The following is a 19995-nucleotide window of genomic DNA, read 5'->3' as shown; positions in this document are numbered from 1 at the left end:
ATGCATGACCCCGACACGCCGGGCCGCGGCGAGTATCGACATCCCGCCACACACCATGTCAACGAAGTCGGTGCGGGTATTCGGAGGAAACAGCTTGACCATAAAACGCTCCATCAATCAGAGCGTTGCTACGACCATATGACTTTGCCGGGCATTTATGGGCGCTAAGTGACCCCGCGTTGTGTTGTTTGGGGCGGCACTTTCCGGCAACGCATAATTGCGGGCGGATCAGGCGCAGAAAGACGGGCGCCGCCCAGGTCTACCTTCGACCCGGACGGCGCCCGCTTTATTTCAGGGAGTGTCAGTTAGCGCTGACGCGCTCCTGTGCGATCGCTGCGTTTTTCTCGTCCAGCTCCTGGGCGGCGGTAATCCGGCGGTCCAGCTTTTCGAGCGTTTCGGGTGCGAGCAGGGTTGCGACGACGGTGATGACGCCGATGATGCTGAAGTACAGGATCACCCAGCCCGGCTTGCCGTTGCCGGCGGTGAGGAGCGCCACGGCGACAAGAGGCGCGATGCCGCCTGCCAGGACCGAGCCGAACTGGTAACCCATGGACGCGCCGCTGTAGCGCAGCTTGGTGGAGAACAGTTCCGCAAAGAAGGCCGCCTGCGGGCCGTACATCGAGTTGTGGAAGACGGCGAGCCCGATGATGATGGCGAGCGTTGCCAACAGCGCGCTGCCGGTGTCCGTCATGACGAAGTAGAGCGGGAAGAACAGGAGTCCGCCAATGGAACCGAACAGGTACAGCGGCTTGCGCCCGATCTTGTCCGAGAGGATCGCCCACAGCGGGACGGCAATGACGCCGATGCCCGAGGCAATCAGAACGGACATCGTGCCCTGGTTGGCGCGCTCGGCTCCAAACGTCTTCATGATGTAGACCACCGAGAACGTCGAGTACAGGTAGAACGCGGAGTTCTCTGCCAGGCGCATGCCGACAACAAGCCAGATCCCCTTGGTTTCCTTCTTCATGGCCTCGCCCAGCGGCTTCTTCGAGGTCTGGTTGGTCGCCACGAGTTCCTTGAAGTCGTTCGAGTCTTCAAGCTTGGTGCGGACCACCATGCCAGTGACGATCAGGATCACGCTGAGCAGGAACGGAAGGCGCCAGGCCCAGGCCTCGAAGACCTCCGCCGGGACGGCGGCCTTGACGGCCAGGACGCTGGAGTTGGCCAGCAGCATGCCTGCCGGGACGCCCATCTGGGTGAAGCTTCCGAAGAATCCGCTGCGTCCTGCAGGGGCGTGTTCGATGGAGATGACGGCCGCGCCGGCCCATTCCGCTCCGGCGCCGAAGCCCTGCAGCAGGCGCAGCACCGTCAGCAGGATGGGAGCCCAGACTCCGATCTGCGCGTAGGTGGGAAGCAGACCCATGGCCAGGGTGGCGATGCCCATGATGAGCAGGGAGAGCACCAGCATGGGCTTGCGGCCGATCTTGTCCCCGAAGTGGCCGGCGAACATGCCGCCGAACGGACGGGCAACGAAACCTACCGCGTAGGTGACAAACGCCATCAGCAGACCGGTGGCCGGATCCTGCTCTGGGAAGTACAGGCGGCTGAAGACTCCCGTGGCGGCGAGCAAACCGAAGATGTAGTAGTCGTACCACTCGATGGTGGTGCCGATGAAGCTGGCAGCCGGAACGCGCCAGGGCGACTTCGTCTTGGCTTTGGTATTAGAGATCGTCATTGGTCTTTTCTTTCGGATGGAAACAAAGGGAGCCGCGGGCTACCAGTCGAGGGCGATGTATTTGGTTTCGGTGAAGTCCAGCAGGCCCTGGTGGGCACCTTCGCGGCCCAGGCCGCTCTGCTTGACTCCGCCGAACGGTGCTGCGGGGTCGGACACGAGTCCCCGGTTGAGGGCCACCATGCCGCTTTCGATGCGTTCGGAGACTCTGAGCCCGCGGCGAAGGTCCTCGGTGAACACGTAGGCTGCGAGACCGTACTCGGAATCGTTGGCGGCGGCGATGACTTCCTCTTCGGTGTCGAAGGGGATGACCGAGGCCACCGGCCCGAAGATTTCCTCGCTGACCATGCGGGCCTGCAGCGGCACGTTGGTCACGACGGTGGGCGGGTAGTAATACCCGGCGCCGTCGATGGCCTTGCCGCCGGCCAGGAGCCTCGCGCCCTGGCTGACCGCGTCCCGGACCAGCGAGTCGACTTTGCGGACGCTGGCCTCGTCCACCAGCGGACCGACCTCGGTGTCGGCGTCGGTGCCCGGGCCCACGCGCATGGCGCCCATGCGTTCGGCCAGCCGGCGGGCGAACTCGTCGTGGACACCGCGCTGGACGTAGATCCGGTTGGCGGCGGTGCAGGCCTGGCCGCCGTTGCGCATCTTGGCAATCATGGCGCCGTCGAGGGCCAAATCGAGGTCCGCGTCATCGAAGACCAGGAACGGAGCGTTGCCGCCCAGTTCCATCGAGCACTTGAGCACGTTGTCGGCTGCCTGCCGCAGCAGGTGACGTCCGACGCTGGTGGAACCGGTGAAGGACAGCTTGCGGACCCGGGGGTCCGCAAGGATCGGGGTCATGACCTCGCTGGTTTTGCTCGTGGTAATGACGTTGACGACGCCGGCGGGGACTCCCGCGTCGATCATCAGCTGGGCGATCGCCAGGGTGGTCAGCGGCGTGAGCGTGGCGGGCTTCAGCACGGCGGTGCAGCCGGCGGCCAGCGCCGGTGCCAGCTTCCGGGTGGCCATGGCCGCCGGGAAGTTCCAGGGGGTGATCAGCACGCAGACGCCGATCGGCATGTGCTGGACCAAGATCCGGTTGGAGCCCGACGGCGCGACGGACACGTCGCCGATGATCCGGACCGCTTCTTCGGCGTACCAGCGGAAGAACTCCGCGGCGTACGCCACTTCTCCGCGGGCGTCGGCCAGGGCCTTGCCGTTTTCGAGGGAGATGAGGTGGGCGATCTGCTCGCTGCGCTCGGTCATCAGGTCGAAGCAGCGGCTCAGGATTTCGGCGCGACGTCGCGGGGGCGTCGCGGCCCACTCCGGGAGGGCTGCTGCTGCGGCGTCGACGGCGGCGAGCCCGTCCTCGACGTCGGCGTCGGCGATGTCGGTGATAACCGAAGCGTCGGAGGGGTTGATCACCTCGACGGTGTCACTGCTGCTGGCGTCCCGCCAGTTCCCGGCGATCAGCAGCTGGCGGGGCACCGCCAGCCCGTCGACGTCGAGCGGTTCAGAGGTTGAAAGGAGAGTCATCAATGGTCCTTATTGCTGATCAGCGGATGGTGCGGTCGCCGGCGTAGGCGGCGTGAACGATGGAGGTGACGGCGTCGAGATCAAGCGGCACGGGGTTATTGTCGATGAGCCGCTTGGAGTTCAACGACAGTTTGGCGATCTGGTCGAGATCGCTTTCCTGCACGCCAAGGGCCTGCAGCGTCGGCGGCAGCTCGATGGCCACGATGACCTCGTCGATTGCCTCGACGCCCGCGACGGCGGCGGCGCGCTCGTCGAGCCCGCGGATATCGCGCCCCAGGGCCGCTGCGATCTGCGCCAGCTGCGGCTGGATCGCCTGGAAGTTGTGGCGGACGACGTAGGGGAGCAGGAGGCCGACGCCCACCCCGTGCGGGGTGTGGGTAAGTGCGCCTACCGGGTACTGGATGGCGTGCGCCGCGGCGGTTCCGGCGTTGCTGAGGACCACACCGCCGTAGAGCGCCGCGAGCATCATCCCGCCACGGGCCTCGGTGTTCTCCGGGTCCTTGTAGGCGGTGACCAGGCTGCGGCCCACCAGTCCGATGCCGTTCAAGGCAATCGAGTCCGTCAGGATGTTCTTGCCGACGAAGACCCGTTCCGAGGCCAGGGTGGAGGTCGGCTCCCGGGTAATGGCTGTGAAGGACTCCACCAGGTGCACGAAGGTATCAGCACCGGTGGCGGCCGTCAGGGACGGCGGGCAGGAGTAGGTGAGCTCGGGATCGCACACCGCGGCGAACGGGATGATGTGGGGGCTGGAGATGCCCATCTTCATGCCCAGATCAGGATCGGAGACGACGGCGATTGCGGTCGCTTCGGACCCTGTGCCCGCCGTGGTGGGCAGTGCGATGACCGGCTTGGTGGGGCCGGGAACGGCGAATTCGCCGTAGTAGTCGCTCGGCTTGCCGCCGTGGGTGAGCAGCACGGAGACGACCTTCGCCATGTCCATGCAGCTGCCGCCGCCAAAACCGATGATGACGTCGATCTCCTGGCCGTTGAGCTCCTCGACGCAGGCGATGATCCCCGGCACCGGAAGCTCGGCCTGGGTGTCCCCGTAGACCCGTACGGTCAGGTTCCGGTCCTCAAGGCTCCGGACCAGGGCCTGAAGTTCCTCTGAGACGGCCAGCCGCGGATCGGTGCAGACCAGGACGTTGGTCCCGAATTCGGCTGCGATATTGGCGACGGCGAAGCGCTGCTGGGCGCCGACGACGACGCTCCGCGGCAGGCGGAGGACGCCGAAAGTTGCGGGACGGATACCCGCTGCATGCGCACACGACATTGTGAATAACTCCTAGGGATGGGATGGGCGGCTCCCCAAAGGTGCCGCAGATCTCAGCATTCCAGAGCTACGTGACCCTCACCATGTGGTTTCGCGCCATATATCGCTCCTGCGCATGTGTGCCGGTGCCATGCCCCTTCGAGCTGGTGGCAAGCAGGCGGGTGAGATCAGGAACCGGCGGAGCTGACGCCGGCTGTCTTCATCCGCCACAGGCGCAGCGCCACTTGGACGTCAAGGGAACGGCTTCCCCGGCGCCAGGAGGCACCGATTAGGGCGTCGATCCTGTCCAGCCGTTGCCGCAGGGTGTTTGGGTGGATGTGGAGGGAGCCTGCGGTTTCCTGGGCGGCGCCGCCGTTTTCGTGGAACGTCCACGCGGTGAGGACCAGCTGCGTTCCCCGCCGCTCGTCGTAGCCCAGAAGTGGCCCCAGCTGTGCGGTGAGAAGCTGTCCGGCGAACGGGCTGTCCATCGCTCCGAGTAACATTCCGGCGGTGCCCAGGGCGGCCCGGTCCGCTGCCTCGCCGTTGCGCGAGAGGGCCTGCAGGGCACGGAGGACGGCGTGGGCTTCGGTGTGCGCGGCGGCCAGCCGGGCAAATCCGGTGACTTGTTCGGACGTCCCGACGGTGGCGGTGATGCGGCGTCGTTTCAGTTCGTCGATGATGGACTGGCCGATCCGGCCGGCGCCGCCTGCTTCGTTCGGGCGGTTGTCGTGCCGTTCCACGGGTTCGATGATGCACAAGTGTGATTCGTGCAGGGCGATGATTCCCGGAGCGCCCTCGGACCGGTGCCTGAGTATGGAGAGTGCCCGCTGGCGCTGGTCGTCGGGGACCCCCACCACGCGCACCACGAGCTGGAGGTGGTTTGCCAGGCCGAACTGCCCGGCCCTGCGGGCAAGTGCCGCGGCGTTTTCGGCGCGGGGGCTGAGCAGGTCATCGATGAGTTCGAGCTGCAGCCGGTATTGGGCGTCCTGGAAGGTGCGTTCCAGCAGCAGGGACACACTGAGCACCAGGGCGCTGCGTTCCAGGACCGCGAGCCGGGCCGGGCTGAGTTCCTCGGCGACGATGAGGGAGGCGAGGTGCTGGTCGCCCGCGACGGCGGACATGACGGTGTACAACTTGCCCTCGATTGCAAAGCGCACGGCCGCCCTTTTGGCCGCAGATTCTTCGGCGGCGCTCAGGGCCGGGAGGCTCCCGAAGTCTGCGTCCGCTGCGAGCTCCGCCAGCGGCTCGCCCATGGGAGAGACTAAGAAGACACGCGTGCCCAGGGACTCGGCCAGCAGGTTGAGCAGGTACGGAAGGCTGCCGGTTGAGGCCAGGGTTTCCATGAGCCGCCGGTCCAGGCTGGAGAGCTCCTCCAGGGCCCGCATGTGGGCCAGATTCTGCTGCTGCGCCAGGTCCAGCCGGGCGAGGGCATTGGCCATTTCACTGAAGTAGCGGGCGTTTTCCAGCGCGACGGCCGCGTGCGTACCAATGGATTCCATCAAGGCGACGTCGTCACTGCTGAACTGGTGCGCATGCCTGTCGGCGACCAGGAGCGCGCCGATGACCTTCCCTTCTGCACGAAGGGGGACACCCATAATGGCCCGGACGCCCTCGGCGGCCACCGCGGTGTCGCTTGACTCCAGATGCGATTTGGTCTCGTCCATCAGGTAGTCGGCACTCTGGGCTGGCGCCTCGCCGGTCGCGACGGCGCCGAGCACACCTTCGCCGAGGGGCATGCGGATGTTGCGGAAGAGAGCGGTGGTTGCGCCGTCGGTCACCCGGACGTAGGACTCGCCGGTGTCGTAGTCGTTCAGGCTCAGGTAGGCGATGTCGCTGCCGATCAGTGACCGGGTGCGCCGGACGATGGCCTTGAGCACTGCCTCGACGTCACGTATGCCGGTCAGGTCCGTGGCCGTGTCGTACAGGACGCGCAGCAGGCCCTCCCGGCGGCTCGCCTCCCACAGCCGGGAGTTCAACCGGCGGGCCGCCGCCGCGGTGGACTGGTCAATGGCCCCGGCCGCCAGCCAGGCGGACAGCGTGGTTTCCAGATCAGCCGCGGAAACGCCATGGTCCAGCATGGCCATGAGTTGGCCGGCATCTTTGGTATCGCCCGACGGGATACCGGCTGACGGGACTCCACCGCTACGCACGGCGGAACTGTCATCGGCACCCATGAACCCAATGCTAGTAGGTGAGGGCGGTCCCAGGCCGGGGACGCCGCGCGCGGTGGCGTGAACAGCGCGTTCCAGTCGGGCTGGCGATGGCGGACGGGCGCCAAGGTCGTGAGGATCATGTCCGTTCTGCCCTGACCATCCAGGCCAGTTGTGGCCCCGCCCCGCTGCGGGCTTACACCAGGACAGGCCAGGCGATCTCCGCCTGGCCTGTCCCTGCAATTCACCGTTATGCGGGCAGTTCCAGCTCCCAGTCCTTGACGTCCGCGACCGGAGCGAACAGGCTGCCGTCGAGCTCGTCGAAGGCCTCGTTGTTCCGGACGCGGCGCGGCCAGTCTCGGGTGGCCAAGGCGGCCTTGCCCAAAGCGACGACGTCGGCGGCGCCGTCCTGAAGCAGGGACACGGCCGTTTCCGGGTCGTCGAGGTTGCCGTTGGCAATTACGGTTACTCCGGAGTGCCGCTTGGCCAGAGTGGCCAGGGACTCCGGGCCGTCCTCGAACGCCGGAGCGGCGGCCCTGTATTCGGTGGTGTGGATGAAGTCGATTCCGGTGGTCCCGAGGGCGGCAAAGATGATCTTTGCTTCCTCCGCGCCTCCGCTCCACCGGTGGTCGTTGTCGCTGACCTTGGCCTGCGAGATACGGATCCCCACGGTCATGTCCGGGCCGACGGCCTCGCGGACTGCCTGGCAGATCTCTACGGCGAAACGCACCCTGTTTTCGGGGGAACCGCCATAGTTGTCGGTCCTCTTGTTCAGGTAGTCGGTGAGGAACTGGTCGAGGAGGTAGCCGTTGGCGCCGTGAATCTCGACGCCGTCGAATCCCGCGTCCTTGGCGTGCAGCGCCGCGGTGACGAAGCCTTGCCGGACCTCGTCCATCTGGGCAGCGGTGATTTCCGAAGGAACCGGGAAGGGCCCTTCTCCGCGGTAGAAAGCCAGCTGCTCACCCTTGGGGGCGATGGCCGACGGACCCACCGATGACTCCACGAATCGGTTGCCCTGGGCTTGTGCCCCGGCATGCATGAGCTGGGCGAATATCCGCGCGTCGGCGGCATGGACGCGCTCCACCACCTTGATCCAGGACTGTGCCTGTTCTGCGGTGGCGATGCCCGGCTGGAACAGGTAGCCCTGGCTGTAGCTCGTGTCCGGATAGATGCCCTCGGTGATCAGCAGACCGAAGCCTCCTCGGGCAAACGCCTCGTAGTAGGAGGCCATTCTCTCCGTTGCATGTCCCTCCTCGCTGGCACTGACTCGCGTCATGGGCGCCAAGGCGACTCGATTGGCCAGTGTGGTGGATCCGATCTGAATAGTTGACCAGAGCGGGGTGAAATCGGGCATGTATAGCTCCTTCAAGTTTGTCTAATGCAGGGGAGCCGGTTCCGCATCGGGACCTGCTCCCGTGGGTGCCAACGACACATGGCGTGGGGATATTTCCCGCGGGGCGTCTCGCCGGCTGCTGGCCGCCTGTGCCGCCGCCGCCAGCTCCCGGCCGAATCTGACAGCGCGGGCGGGCAGCCCCGTGCCGTCAGAGCGCTCGGCGGCGGCGGTTCACGGCGTCGGAAAATGCCACGCCGATGAGGGGAAGAACGGCCCCTATGGCGGCAACGAAGGCCGGGAGGAGAAGGCTCAAGTTTGCCAGGACCGCCAAGGCTGCGATGCCGACGAGATCAGATGGTTGGCGGTGTCCCAGTACCCGTCGAATAAAAAAGCCCCGGGCGGCAAGGAAAAGAGCCGGCCCACCAAAAAGAAACAGGACGGTGGCCAGATCGGGGCGGGCGGTCGGATCAGTGATCACGAGCTGATCACCAACCGCCACCAGGATCAGGCCCGCCAGTAACACCACCAAGGTGTTGCCCGCCAAAATACCGGGCCGGAACTGATCGTCGACAGAAGCAAGCTTCTCCAGAACCTCCTGCTCGAGGCCGTGGAAGTAGCACCACCAGATCGCGACGCTTCCGGCCAAACTTACGGTCCCGGTCAGAAGTATCAAGGGGTCCTCAAGATTGCCCGCTATCGCCAGGCCGCTTGAAAAGATTGTCTCGCCGAGCGCGATCAGGTAGAACAACCCGAACCGCTCAAAGATCCTCTCTCCCGGGAGCGGGACCCGGCTTCCTTCGGTCTTCCGGCCCGGCAACCGGTGCGCCAGCATATGGCCGCCCAGATCGATCGCGGCAGCGACACCCCAGAGCATCAAACGGGGCCCCGGACCGAAGAAGGCGCCGGCAATCCAAAACGGCGCGCTCATACACCCCCAGATCAGCGTGCGCACGAAATGGTTGTGGGTGGTCCGGTCAAGTCCGACAGTCAGCATCCACGCACCTCGGCCCAGTTGGACCAGGAGATAACTCGCAGCAAAGAGCCAGCCGAAGGCGCCAAACGCTGAGTCGATTGAGGCGTTCATGAACAGGGTGACAAGCATGACGATCAACAGCATCCACTGCACCTCAAGCCGCGAAGTGTCCAGCAATGTCGCCGACCAGGTGGTGTACACCCACACCTTATAGACGGCAAGAAGAAGCACAAATGTCTCTCCGGCCCCCACCCATGAGGGATGCTCAAGCAAATAATGGGACAGCTGCGACAGCGCGAAGACAAAGACCAGATCGAAGAACAGCTCAAGGCGCGTAACCCGGTCTCCGGAGGTCGCGGAACGCATCAGCGACCTGGCACGGAACATCAGTGTCCTCCCCGGGGCTTCAGGAGCGGACGGACGCCCCCTGTTGTCGAAAAGACTGACGACGGTCAGCAGAGAAGTCAAGGGGGGTCTCGCCGGAGACGTCTGATTGACTGAACGATCACGACGACGGAAGGCCATAATTTCATCGCATCCTACGAGTTCGTCCGCGGCCGACTTTGGGTGAACACTTCGTCGCTGCGCGCCGGCGCCGTGGTAGTCTCCCCGCTATGGCCGTAGACCCCGCTCTGCTGACGTGGCTTCTGGACTCCGACCCTGCGCTCCGCTGGCAGGTTGAGCGCGACCTCGTCGGCGCGCCGCCTGACGTGTGGGAAGCCACCCGCGCCCGCGTCCGCACCGAGGGGTTCGGCGCGCGGCTGCTCGCGCTGCAGGACCCGGACGGGCAATGGGCCGGCGGCGCATATTTTCCCAAGGACTTTGACTTCGGCGGACCGGAGGCAGCCGATGACGCGGGGCAGCCATACACCGCCACGACGTGGTCCCTTAACGCGTTGCGCGAATGGGGTCTCGGCCCGGACGCGCTCGCCGGCAGCGCCGAACTCCTGGCCGCGAACAGCCGCTGGGAGTACGAGGGCCTGCCCTACTGGGACGGCGAGGTGGACTGCTGCATCAACGCGTTCACGCTGGCAAACGGCGTCTGGCTGGGCGCCGACGTCGCCGGCCTTGCCCGGTGGTTCCCGGCTCACCAGATGGCCGACGGCGGCTGGAACTGCGAGTGGGTCAACGGCTCCTCCAGGTCCTCGTTTCATTCCACCATTAACGCCCTGAAGGGTCTGCTGTACTTCGAGGCCGCGACCGGCGGCTCCGATGAACTGCGCGCTGCCCGGCGTCGCGGCGAGGAGTACCTGCTGGAGCGCAGGCTGCTCTACAGGCTTTCCACGGGCGAGGTGGTGGCGCCGTGGGCTGCCCACTTCGCCTACCCGTTCCGGTGGTTCTACAGTGCACTCAACGCGGCGGACTATTTCCGGGCGGCGGCTATCCACGACGCCGCGGCGCCGGATCCGCGGATCGCCGACGCCGTTGAGCTGGTCCGGTCCGCCCGGCAACAGGACGGGACGTGGGTGCAGGAACGCCGCCATCCCGGCCGGGTCTGGTTTGAAACGGACGTACCGGCAGGCGAACCGTCAAAGTGGCTGACCTTCCACGCCACGCGCCTGCTCAACTGGTGGGACGGGGCGGACGGGCGTCCACCACGCAGGTGAACCCGGTGAGGGCGGCGATGATGCGCTTCCTTTGCTGGAACCAGTGCCGGACCGGGGCTGTTCCGGTCAAAGGCCGTGCGCCCGGCAGCCGAATCCGATAGGAGGCCAGGGCGGCCCAAGAAATTTCCGTATGGGTGCATCCAGGCACGGGCTTGGGCCGGTAGTAGAGGTGTAAGCACAATTACAGCCCCCACGGGGGGCCTCTACGAGGAGTTGGAAATGCGCAAGACACTTTCTGCCGTTGCCGGAGCGATGACGCTGCTGGCAGCACTGACCTTCGCCGCTCCGGCCCAGGCCGGCAACTCGCATCACCGCGACGAAGGCACAGCGAAACTTTCGGTCCTGCACGGCGTCCCGGGCCTCACCGTGGACGTTTGGGTCGACGGAAAGCGGGCACTGGACAACTTCAAACCGGGCACATTGGCCGGACCGCTAAATGTCCCGGACGGTGACCACAAGATTGCTATCACCGGCGCGAACGCCACCAGCGCGGCCAAGCCCGTGATTGGTCCGGTCACGGTCGACCTGGAAGCAGGGGAGGACTACACGGCGGTCGCGCACCTGACAGCCAACGGCAAACCTACGGCCACGCTGTTCACCAATGACACGTCGTCCAGCCCGGATGGAAAGGGCAAGCTGACCGTCCGGCACGTCGCCGCCGCACCGGCCGTCGATGTCCTCGCCGGAAAGACCGCCGTCGTCAAGGGCCTCACCAACCCGCATCAGAAGGCCCTTACCCTCAAGGCCGGAACTGTCTCCGCCTCGGTCGCGGCCGCGGGAACCACAGCCCCGCTGATCGGCCCCGCGAAGGTCAAGGTTGCCGAGGGCAAGAACACCATCGTGTACGCGTGGGGCAGCCTCGCCGCTAAGAACCTCAAAGTCGCCGTACAAGTGGTGGACTCGTCATCGGAAGGAGACGAAGGCAACCAAGAGTAAGCTCCTGGGACTCGTGCAGCCATCACGTTCTGTAGCCCGGTGGGGCCGCTTCGACGGCGGCCCCGCCGACAGGCGCGCGTAGTGACGCTCCGGACAACAGCGGCCACCGACCATGGCGGAGCACTTGTGGGAGCGGCATAATATGGTTCTACAAGCCCCGTTGCCGCTCGAAGGAGCACCCCATGGAGGCTGCCGCCGCGCATGATTGGGACCCCAGCCTCGATTACGCGTTTGCCGGCGGGGACGAGCGCATCCTCGCCGAGGTCTACCGGAGGCTAAGTCCGCTGGTCTACACGCTGGCGCTGCGATCCGTGGGAGAGCGTGCCGCGGCCGACGATGTCACCCAGGAGGTCTTCATCCGGGCCTGGAAATCGCGGACCAGCTATCGCCCCGAGGCGGCACGGCTGCCGGCCTGGCTTATCGGGATCACGCGCAATGCCATCTCCGACGCCTTGTCCGCCCGCTCCCGGCAGCATCATCTGGAACAAGCCGCCACTCGCTTGGTCGCTGACCCGGCTCCCGGACCCGCTACCGGCGGTGTCGAAGAACTCGCCGACCGCCTGACCCTGGACGAAGAGCTGGAACATCTTGGGGATCCACAACAGACAATAATGCGGCTGGCATTCTACGAAGACCTGACCCACGACCAGATCTCCGCGCGCCTGAACCTGCCGCTCGGCACCGTCAAAAGCCACATCCGGCGCAGCCTTAGCCGTTTGCGCAACCGCCTGGAGGTGGAACATGGAACACCTTGACGCCGAACTTCTCAGCCTGATGGCCCTTGGCGAGCCCTTGGGCGCAGACGCCGACGCGGACCACCTCGCCAACTGCCCGCAGTGCCGTGAAACCCTCCGAAGCCTGCAGCACGCCGTGCACGTAGTCACCCTCGACCTCGCCGACATTGAACTCGAGGCGCCCGGCAGCCAGACCTGGACCGCCATCCATCAGACCCTCGGGCTGTCCCCGGAGCTCGCGGCGGATCCCCTGAGCCGGCGAGCCGCCGGGCCTTCCATGTCATCGGCGCCGTCTGCCGGTCCTGCCGCAGCTGACACGCCCGGCACCGAACCACAGGCTGCCCCGATTCCACTACGGCACGGCGCAAAGAAGCGGCTTGCCCGTCCCCGGTTCTGGATTACCGCCGCAGCCGCCGGCATCGTCGTCGGCTTGGCTGCCGGCTGGACCGCGGCCGGAGTCCTCGAACGCGCCGGCACCCCTGCACCCACATCCAGCCAGTCGGTCCCCGCCGCCGTCGTCCTCGCCCAAACATCCCTGACTCCCCTTCCCACGCACACCGGGAGGGGAGATGCGCAGGTGCAACAACTTCCCGACGGTTCCCGCCGACTCACGGTCCGGCTCTCCAACGACCACATCTCCGGCTTCCGGGGAGTGTGGGTCGGCTCTGCCGACCTCTCCAAGATGGTCAGTCTCGGCGTCCTCGCCAATGACTCCGGCGTCTTCACCATCCCCGCCGGCATCGATCTGGCCCAATACCCTGTGGTCGACATTTCCAACCAGCCGTACAACGGGAATCCCGCCCACTCCGCCGACAGCATCGCCCGCGGAACACTGAAACCGAAAACCTGACTCGGCTCATGGCGGAATCTGGATGTCGCCGAACCCCACGGTGGAAAGAGCGACCAGGGAGATGCAGAGGGCTTCGTTGGGCACTGGTCAGGTAAGGACGGGAGAGATCCCACGCTCCGCCCGGCGCTTCGGGTCAGCCGCGTATTCTGACCACCCGCCAGGATAGAGGCGACCGCGGCCGAGTCCGGCGTATTCGAGGACCAAGAGGTTGTGGCATGCGGTGATGCCTGAGCCGCAGTAGGAGACGACGGCGGAGCCATCCTCGATTCCGGCGCGGGCGAACGCCGCAAGCACCTCGGCGATCGGGCGCAGGCGCCCGCTGGCATCAAGGTTTTCCCGGCACGGGACGTTCACCGCGCCGGGGATACGCCCCGGCTGGGGATCGGTGGGGACTTGGAGGGTGCCGTCGAAACGGTCGGCGTTCCGGGCGTCAACAATGATGCCGGCCCATCCCTTGAGAGTCTCAGCCTGCACGAGGAGGTCCACGGGCCAAGGGGCCGGAGTGAAGCTAGCTGGCAAAGGTTCCGCCGGTGTTGTTTCGAGCCGGCCCGCCCAAGTAGCGATGCCGCCGTCGAGCAGTGCCGCGTGCTTGCCGAGCGCTCGTAGCATCCAGACGAGCCGAGCTGCGATGACACCCCCGGCGTCATCGTAGGCGACAACGACCGAGCGGTCGCCAATGCCGAGGGAAGCCATACCCTGGGCTAAGACCTCAGGATCGGGAAGCGGGTTGAGTCCTCGCGGTCCGGAGTCGCCTGAGAGCCATGCGTCGAGGTCCACGAAGATAGCGCCCGGGATGTGCCCGCCGTCGTACGCGGCCCTGCCGGAGGCGCCGTCCAGGTACCAGCGAACGTCTGCGACGATGACCTCGTCCTTATGCTCTGCAAGCCACACAGCATCAACAAAGGGGGAAATTGGAGTGGGCTGCTCGGGCACGTCCATGAAGTCACACTAGGCAGGCTTCCACCATTCAGGACATTTTGTCTCAAATATTGATACACGCTCGCAGCGGCCCCGAACATGCCCGGCAACCACAGGCCGCTGGACCTGCAGGAACGTAGCAGAGATGATCTCTTCCCGGGCCATGGGCTGTCCACGATTTCGACGGAAACCGGGGCGGCTATCCGACTGGTGGAATGGCTCAGCCCCTTAGCACCCAGGCCGCGTTGTTCGGCTGCAGCCGTCCGTCTTCGGCCAGCGGCGCCGCAGCGGCGAGCAGCACCGTGCCGGGCGGCAGCCTCACAGGCTCGCTACCCATCGCGACGGCGACGGGGAAGCGCTCGTTGCGTTCGCAGATCAGAAGGTTCCCTGCTTCGACCCGCGAGCTGCCGCCGTCGTCCGTGGTGAAGATTCCGTTCTTCCACTGCTGCCGGCGCAGGTCCAGAACCCTCTTGGTTAGGTTCAGCGAGGATTCCGGGTCCGCTGTTGGGGTTCGACGGCGTGGCTGCCCCAGCACGCGGGGATGGGGGTTCGACGTCGAGGCTGTTTCAGCGGGGACCGTATCGGTCCATAATGGCCACATAACTTCGGGGACCCCTCACGCTGGTCATGCGTGGCGTGGCGTAAAAGAGTCCCAAGTGGCTGCCCCGGCTCGGCGCAAGGGGCGGCCACGGGCTCCGGATGGGGATTCCGGGGGCCGAAACCGGGGGGGAGCATCGCCGTCGCTGCGGTCATCTGCGCACTGAAGGGAATCATCATGCTCAAGGATTCAAACATCATGGCTGTCCTCCCCGCGAAGGACATCAACCGGGCGAAGGAGTACTACCGGGACAAGCTGGGAATCGAACCCTCCGAATCCATGGAGGAGGGCAGCGTCATGTACAGCTGCGGCCAAGGAACCCGCTTCCTCATGTACCAGACAGACAATGCCGGGACCGCCAAGAACACCCAGATGGGCTGGGAAACGGACAATCTCGAAGGCGAGATGGAAGAACTGCGAGGCCGCGGCGTCGTCTTTGAAGACTACGATTTTCCCGGCCTGAAGACGGAGAACGGCATCGCCACCGCCAACTGGGGGAAGGCGGCCTGGTTCCTGGACAGCGAGGGCAACATCATCAACATCTCCCAGCGCACGTAGGCCGGAGACTGACGCCCGTCAACGGCTCACAGCATCGCTGGCGGCAACGAAGCCGGACGGAACCGGCCCCCGCCTTCAAGGCGGGAGCCGGTTCAGCTTCGCTGCCAGGAGCGCGGGCCCCCTGGAAATCAGTGCATCAGCCCTTGGCGGGGTACGCCTTGGGCAGCTTCAGTCCGCGCTCTTCCATGACAGTGCGCAGGCGGGTGGGGTAGTCACTGATGATGCCGTCCACGCCCAGGTCCATCAGCCGGTTCATGTCCGCCGTGGTGTTGACCGTCCAGGGGATGACCGGCAGGCCGAGGGCATGGGCTTCCTTGATCATGACGGGGGTGACGGAGGCGAAGGCGGGGGAGATGACGTCGTAGCCCTGGGCAGCCGCTGCTTTGGCGAGCGAGCCGCCGTAGGTGTCGATGTCGATGCCGCCGAGGTTGGGGCTGGCGCCGGGCTTGCCGACCTCGAGCCACGCATCGCCGCTGGACAGGGCGGCGAGCGGCAGCTGCGGGGCGATCTTTTTGGTCAGGTTCAGCGAGGACCAGTCGAACGACTGCACGGTGCTGCGCCCGGCCATGCCGGCGGTGTAGATCTCTGTGACCACGGCCTTGGTCAGGGCCACCATGCCCTCGCCGCCGGACCGGCCGTCCTCCACCTTGGTCTCGATGTTGAAGCGGACCTTCTTGGCGCCAGCGTCGCGCACCAGCTTGAAGACGTCCTTGAGCTCCGCAATCCGGTTGCCCTCGATCACGTCCTGCTCGGGGTACCCCTTCAACTGGGTGAACCCGCAGTCCAGTGTCTTGATCTGGGCGAGCGACAGCTCGGCCACCCGGTCGCCGACATAGGGGAATTGCGTGTCGCCGGGCGTGGCCGGAGCGGTGTCGCGGCACTTGTCCGCCTGGATCGTGTCGTCATGCCAGACGATCACCTTGCCGTCGTAGGTCAGGTGGGTGTCCAGCTCCAGGGTGGACACGCCGAGCTTCAGCGAATTTGCGAACGCGGCCAGGGATTCCTCGGTCCACTGGCCGCGTCCGCCCCGGTGGGCCTGCAGGTCAAAGGAGCCGTTGCTCTCATTGGTTTTAACTGCCGTTGTTGCGGCAGCGTTCGACGACGGCGCGGAGTCGGTTTCGGGGGTGGAAGCGGCGACGGCGGGGCTTGCCAGAGCGGCGATGAGCGCGGCGGCGGCCGCGGCAGTCAGGGGTGCGCGCATGGGAATGGTTCCTCCTGGATGACAGTTGCCGGCGCTGCGCCGGCGACCCGACCACCGTAGGGAGGCTATGTGGACAGTTATCTTCTGGCGGCTGGACTTGCGGTTAACATTCGGTCGGCGGGTGTGGCACTGTCAGCTACTTTATTGACGAAACCCCGCCAGCAAAGTAGCTGGCGGGGTTTCGTTGTCATTCAGACGGTGTCGAGAGCGCTCCGTATCTCAGGCTGCCCTTCTATCTAGCAACGGGTGCTGTCGCGGCGGAGGTTTTGGAGAAGGTCGTGAAACCGGACTTGGACCCGGTGACCTTGATGGTGAGGGTCTTCGCGGCTTCGGTTGTCGTGATTTTGTAGGTGACCGCGTTGGCGCCGGTGATCGCAACGCCGGAGCGGTACCACTGGTACCGGAGTGTGACCGGGGCCGGGCCCCACGTGCCGGGGTTGGCGGTGAGGGTGGACCCGACCTTTGCCGTCCCGGAGATGATTGGCGTGGCCCTGATCAGCGATCCCTTAGCCACGGCCGCTGTCGGGGCGGAGGTTCGGGAGGATGTGGTGAATCCGGTTTTTGACCCGGTGACCTTGACCGTGAGAATCGCGCCCAGGTCCTCAGTCACAGGAGTGTAGGTGGCGGCGTTGGCACCCGTAATGACGGCCCCGGAGCGGTACCACTGGTATCGGAGGGTGACTGCGCCCGGTCCCCAGGTTCCGGAGGCGGCCGTGAGGGCGGTCCCGACAATGGGGGTCCCTGTGACCGTAGGAGTGGACCGGGTGAGTGAACCCTTAGCGACAGCTGTCGTCGGGGCGGACGATTTGGAGACCGTGCTGTAGCCGGATTTGGATCCCGTCACCTTGACACTCAAGGTCGCCGCGACGTCGGAAGCGGTGGGAGTGTAAGTGGCGGCGGTGGCTCCCACGATGAGTACTCCGGCGCGGTACCACTGGTATCGGAGCGATGCCGGCGACGGTGCCCAATTGCCAGGAGCCACCGTGAGCGGCCGTGCGACCTGGGGTGTGCCGACGATCGTGGGTGTCGGTGCGGTAAACGAGCCCTTGGCAATCGCGGCCGTGGGTGCCGAATTTTTGGTCACCGTCGAATAACCGGCCTTGGAGCCGGTGACGCTTACATTGATGGTGCTTCCGGCATCGGCGGCGCCCAGATTGTAGGTGCTTGAGTTGGCGCCTGCGATGGCGGCCCCTGCGCGGTACCACTGGTATCCGAGGGTGACCGGGGAAGGGCCCCAACTGCCGGTGTTGGCCGTGAGTGTGGAGCCGACCTGCCCACTACCGGAGATAGTCGGCGTGGATCCGGCCAGAAGACCCTTAAAAGTCAGTGTCCAGGAAGAGGCGGAATTCGGGGCCAGAATGTATCCGGTCCGCGCCTTTGCGGTTACGGTTACTTTGCCCGTTCCTGGGTACGTCGCGGCGGAAATGACTTTGCCACCAATGAGGTAGTCGACGCCGGACTTGGTCGGGATTGTGTAGGTATCGCCCTTGGTGCCTTCCTTTTCTGTGAAGGTCACTGCGGTCGGGATAACTGCGGTCGGAGGAACTTCATCGGTTATCGTGACGGTGGCCAAAGTCTGGAAAAAACTGGAGCTGTTTCCCCAAGTGTCACGCAGCGGGTAAAGCACCACCTCCCACTGTCCGGTTGCGGCCCCCTGCGGAATGGTAATGGTGTGCTTCCAGATGCCGTCCTGCATCGTCCCGGAAACCAGAGTCATGCCGCCAAAGCCCTGGCTTTGGCCACCCCCATAGACCCAGCCCCACGGGTCCGGGTCGACCCAGTTGGCAATCATGGTCGGCGATTGCACAGCCGTGGCGTCGACCAGGTGAATGGTGACGTTGATCGTGGCTGGACCGTTGTGGAGATTAAGATTTGTCGGCGTAACCGACTTACTAACGAGCGCCGGTCCAGACATGTCGGACGCCTGTGCCGGGGCGGCGGATAGAAGTCCCAAAGTTCCCAGCAGGACGGCAGTGACCATCATGGTCGTCAAATGCCGGGCACGATTGAAAACGCGCATGAATTTCCCCCAAAATGTTGCCTGCGAAGGCGAGAGTGTCGCCTGCAGAAACCGCAGACACGTGAATCATACACATGAACATTCAACTGTCAGGCCATTTTGCTAGGGGCGGGCTGGGCACGCCCAGTCATAATCCATCGTCATTGTGACGACCGTGTCGGCGCATCCTTACGGAGGCGGAGGAAAGCACACGGGTGAAGTCCGTAAAGGCTCTCCCCGTCTGGACGGCCCCTTGGTTAGGATGACAGCTTCCCGGAACCAGTCCTGAAGTAGAGACAGCACGACGTTGTTGTTCATGGAGACTATGTGGCCCACTGCCCGCATCGGCGGGTAAGGCTAGATCCGGGCGAGGCAGAGCACGGAACGCCCGGTGCCCTGAACCGAGACCCTCGGCGCCTTCGATTGGAGGCCCAGGGTCGTGGAACTGCGCCGGCCGGGCGGGGTCGAAGGCCTTGGGATGGTCTTGTGTGGTGGTGCGATCACGATCCTCAGTTCTCCTGGTCGCAATCCCCACACATGCTTAGAATCCATAGGCGCGTCAACGACCGCGCCGCCGGTGGCACCTTCCGGGATGGGCGCCGCGGACAGCTTCACCCTGAGGATATCCGGGTAATCGTCATACGTGGCTTAGCGAATGAGGTGCTCCGGCGCGGAAGGAATGAATGCCGGGCGCCGCCGGGCCGGTTGATCTTGGTCACCGAATCGTCCTTGCATCCGCACGCCTTCCGAGCAATTAAATGGACAAGTTACTCGCGACACTCAACTAGCAAGTATCGTTTCGTCAGAATCAATCCGGCGATTTATTGGGGGAATCGTGTCCAGCCGTCTTCTTGCCTCCGCGACAGCATCGGTTGTCGTTATCATCACTGCTGTCGCCCTCTGCGTCGGCTTTCTTTCGGTAGGTCCCGCCAACGCGCTGGAGCCAGACAYTGCTGCCCCGGTTCTGGTCAGTTCCTCGGTCACCCCGGCCAGCGCGAACCTGGCCGATGGACCCGCCAACGTCATTGCCCGTCTGCGCATCACCGACGCCACCGGGACATCTGCCCCGATCATGAAGTTGCAGAACGCCGCCACCGGCCAAGAACGAGGACTTGCATTCCCCACCCTCGTCTCCGGCACGAACCGGGACGGGGTTTGGCAGTATTCCGCGAGCATCCCCCAAGGTGCCGCAGGCGGAACCTGGAACGTCATGATGGGATACCTTGAAGACTCACTGGGAAACAGCAATCACAGCGGATACCTGTCCGTCGGCACCATCACCATCATAAATGCGGCCTATGTAACGCCAGATTCTGTTGATTTCATAGATGGCGATGGGTCAAGTTTTGGAACATTTGCCATTCCTATGGCCTCAGGGGTCCGCTACACGATTTCCGGTGAGGAGATTGGACCCGGTATCCACGACGGGATTGGGACAGTCACTGTTGTTGCTGAGCCGAACGACGGGTTCGTATTCCCGACAGAGGCACCTTCCACCTGGACGTTTACTTTCACACCCATTTCACTGTCCCCGGGCACACCGGTCATCGCGGGCACCGCACAGGTCGGTTCGACCCTGACCGCGGTTCCTGGTGTTTGGGGTCCGGCTCCGGTGACCTTGGCGTATCAGTGGAAAGCCAACGGTGTGGCGATCATCGGTGCGACCGCCGCGACTTATAAGCCGGTCGCGGGGGATGCG

The 19995-nt window shown here is 65.0% G+C and carries 15 protein-coding genes and 1 pseudogene; 6 read left to right on the top strand and 10 right to left on the bottom strand.

What is annotated here, in order from left to right; genetic code table 11:
- Positions 1–301 precede the first annotated feature (301 nt).
- The 6 genes from AC1DKQ_RS21905 to AC1DKQ_RS21880 form a co-directional block, all read right to left on the bottom strand.
- The gene (locus AC1DKQ_RS21905) at positions 302–1675 is read right to left on the bottom strand and encodes an MFS transporter (protein WP_476920218.1); all 1374 of its coding nucleotides are present in this window, start codon (positions 1673–1675) and stop codon (positions 302–304) included.
- Positions 1676–1714: 39 nt separating this feature from the next.
- Positions 1715–3190 carry an NAD-dependent succinate-semialdehyde dehydrogenase gene (locus AC1DKQ_RS21900; RefSeq protein ID WP_476920217.1) on the bottom strand — a complete coding sequence of 492 codons (1476 nt, stop codon included), beginning with the start codon at positions 3188–3190 and terminating at the stop codon, positions 1715–1717.
- A gap of 19 nt (positions 3191–3209) precedes the next feature.
- On the bottom strand, positions 3210–4460 hold the full coding sequence (locus tag AC1DKQ_RS21895) for an iron-containing alcohol dehydrogenase (RefSeq protein ID WP_476920216.1): 1251 nt from the start codon (positions 4458–4460) through the stop codon (positions 3210–3212).
- A gap of 167 nt (positions 4461–4627) precedes the next feature.
- On the bottom strand, positions 4628–6613 hold the full coding sequence (locus AC1DKQ_RS21890) for a helix-turn-helix domain-containing protein (protein WP_476920215.1): 1986 nt from the start codon (positions 6611–6613) through the stop codon (positions 4628–4630).
- Positions 6614–6839: 226 nt separating this feature from the next.
- Complete coding sequence (locus tag AC1DKQ_RS21885; protein WP_476920214.1) at positions 6840–7943, bottom strand: oxidoreductase; 1104 nt, start codon at positions 7941–7943, stop codon at positions 6840–6842.
- A 187-nt stretch (positions 7944–8130) separates the two neighbouring features.
- Positions 8131–9363, bottom strand: a complete 1233-nt coding sequence (locus tag AC1DKQ_RS21880; RefSeq protein WP_476920213.1) for a low temperature requirement protein A — start codon at positions 9361–9363, stop codon at positions 8131–8133.
- Between the two features lie 146 nt (positions 9364–9509).
- Between AC1DKQ_RS21880 and AC1DKQ_RS21875 the strand changes: the two genes are divergently transcribed.
- The 4 genes from AC1DKQ_RS21875 (at position 9510) to AC1DKQ_RS21860 (ending at position 13022) form a co-directional block, all read left to right on the top strand.
- Positions 9510–10502: a squalene cyclase gene (locus AC1DKQ_RS21875; RefSeq protein ID WP_476920212.1), complete on the top strand. Its 993-nt coding sequence runs from the start codon at positions 9510–9512 to the stop codon at positions 10500–10502.
- Between the two features lie 219 nt (positions 10503–10721).
- Entirely contained in the window at positions 10722–11438 is a 717-nt protein-coding gene (locus AC1DKQ_RS21870) for a DUF4397 domain-containing protein (RefSeq protein ID WP_476920211.1), read from the top strand.
- Positions 11439–11620: 182 nt separating this feature from the next.
- Entirely contained in the window at positions 11621–12193 is a 573-nt protein-coding gene (locus AC1DKQ_RS21865) for an RNA polymerase sigma factor (RefSeq protein ID WP_476920210.1), read from the top strand.
- A complete protein-coding gene (locus AC1DKQ_RS21860; RefSeq protein ID WP_476920209.1) occupies positions 12180–13022 on the top strand; it encodes an anti-sigma factor in 843 nt (280 codons plus the stop codon). Before AC1DKQ_RS21865 ends, AC1DKQ_RS21860 begins: the two co-directional genes overlap by 14 nt.
- 87 nt (positions 13023–13109) lie before the next feature.
- On the opposite strand, the gene AC1DKQ_RS21855 is transcribed toward AC1DKQ_RS21860, so the two are convergent.
- Complete coding sequence (locus AC1DKQ_RS21855; protein ID WP_476920208.1) at positions 13110–13961, bottom strand: sulfurtransferase; 852 nt, start codon at positions 13959–13961, stop codon at positions 13110–13112.
- Between the two features lie 199 nt (positions 13962–14160).
- Complete coding sequence (locus AC1DKQ_RS21850; RefSeq protein ID WP_476920207.1) at positions 14161–14475, bottom strand: hypothetical protein; 315 nt, start codon at positions 14473–14475, stop codon at positions 14161–14163.
- A gap of 240 nt (positions 14476–14715) precedes the next feature.
- Between AC1DKQ_RS21850 and AC1DKQ_RS21845 the strand changes: the two genes are divergently transcribed.
- Positions 14716–15096: a VOC family protein gene (locus AC1DKQ_RS21845; RefSeq protein ID WP_476920206.1), complete on the top strand. Its 381-nt coding sequence runs from the start codon at positions 14716–14718 to the stop codon at positions 15094–15096.
- A 136-nt stretch (positions 15097–15232) separates the two neighbouring features.
- On the opposite strand, the gene AC1DKQ_RS21840 is transcribed toward AC1DKQ_RS21845, so the two are convergent.
- Complete coding sequence (locus AC1DKQ_RS21840; RefSeq protein ID WP_476920205.1) at positions 15233–16297, bottom strand: glycerophosphodiester phosphodiesterase family protein; 1065 nt, start codon at positions 16295–16297, stop codon at positions 15233–15235.
- Between the two features lie 232 nt (positions 16298–16529).
- The gene (locus AC1DKQ_RS21835) at positions 16530–18212 is read right to left on the bottom strand and encodes a hypothetical protein (RefSeq protein ID WP_476920204.1); all 1683 of its coding nucleotides are present in this window, start codon (positions 18210–18212) and stop codon (positions 16530–16532) included.
- 919 nt (positions 18213–19131) lie between these two features.
- Here AC1DKQ_RS21835 and AC1DKQ_RS21830 point away from each other — a divergent pair.
- Positions 19132–19995 (top strand): annotated as a pseudogene (locus tag AC1DKQ_RS21830) (hypothetical protein); the annotation flags it as partial.

The organism is Arthrobacter sp. 05L421, assembly GCF_056397785.1.
The sequence above is the reverse complement of the archived record's forward strand: the minus strand, read 5'-3'. Positions and strand labels throughout refer to the sequence as shown.

What these genes read in the sequence shown, in the direction of transcription:
- AC1DKQ_RS21875 (WP_476920212.1), top strand. Translation starts at nt 9,510, where the DNA reads ATGGCCGTAGACCCCGCTCTGCTGACGTGGCTTCTGGACTCCGACCCT.
- AC1DKQ_RS21870 (WP_476920211.1), top strand. Translation starts at nt 10,722, where the DNA reads ATGCGCAAGACACTTTCTGCCGTTGCCGGAGCGATGACGCTGCTGGCA.
- AC1DKQ_RS21865 (WP_476920210.1), top strand. Translation starts at nt 11,621, where the DNA reads ATGGAGGCTGCCGCCGCGCATGATTGGGACCCCAGCCTCGATTACGCG.
- AC1DKQ_RS21885 (WP_476920214.1), bottom strand. Translation starts at nt 7,943, where the DNA reads ATGCCCGATTTCACCCCGCTCTGGTCAACTATTCAGATCGGATCCACC.
- AC1DKQ_RS21855 (WP_476920208.1), bottom strand. Translation starts at nt 13,961, where the DNA reads ATGGACGTGCCCGAGCAGCCCACTCCAATTTCCCCCTTTGTTGATGCT.
- AC1DKQ_RS21900 (WP_476920217.1), bottom strand. Translation starts at nt 3,190, where the DNA reads ATGACTCTCCTTTCAACCTCTGAACCGCTCGACGTCGACGGGCTGGCG.
- AC1DKQ_RS21835 (WP_476920204.1), bottom strand. Translation starts at nt 18,212, where the DNA reads ATGTCTGGACCGGCGCTCGTTAGTAAGTCGGTTACGCCGACAAATCTT.
- AC1DKQ_RS21895 (WP_476920216.1), bottom strand. Translation starts at nt 4,460, where the DNA reads ATGTCGTGTGCGCATGCAGCGGGTATCCGTCCCGCAACTTTCGGCGTC.
- AC1DKQ_RS21890 (WP_476920215.1), bottom strand. Translation starts at nt 6,613, where the DNA reads ATGGGTGCCGATGACAGTTCCGCCGTGCGTAGCGGTGGAGTCCCGTCA.
- AC1DKQ_RS21860 (WP_476920209.1), top strand. Translation starts at nt 12,180, where the DNA reads ATGGAACACCTTGACGCCGAACTTCTCAGCCTGATGGCCCTTGGCGAG.
- AC1DKQ_RS21840 (WP_476920205.1), bottom strand. Translation starts at nt 16,297, where the DNA reads ATGCGCGCACCCCTGACTGCCGCGGCCGCCGCCGCGCTCATCGCCGCT.
- AC1DKQ_RS21845 (WP_476920206.1), top strand. Translation starts at nt 14,716, where the DNA reads ATGCTCAAGGATTCAAACATCATGGCTGTCCTCCCCGCGAAGGACATC.
- AC1DKQ_RS21905 (WP_476920218.1), bottom strand. Translation starts at nt 1,675, where the DNA reads ATGACGATCTCTAATACCAAAGCCAAGACGAAGTCGCCCTGGCGCGTT.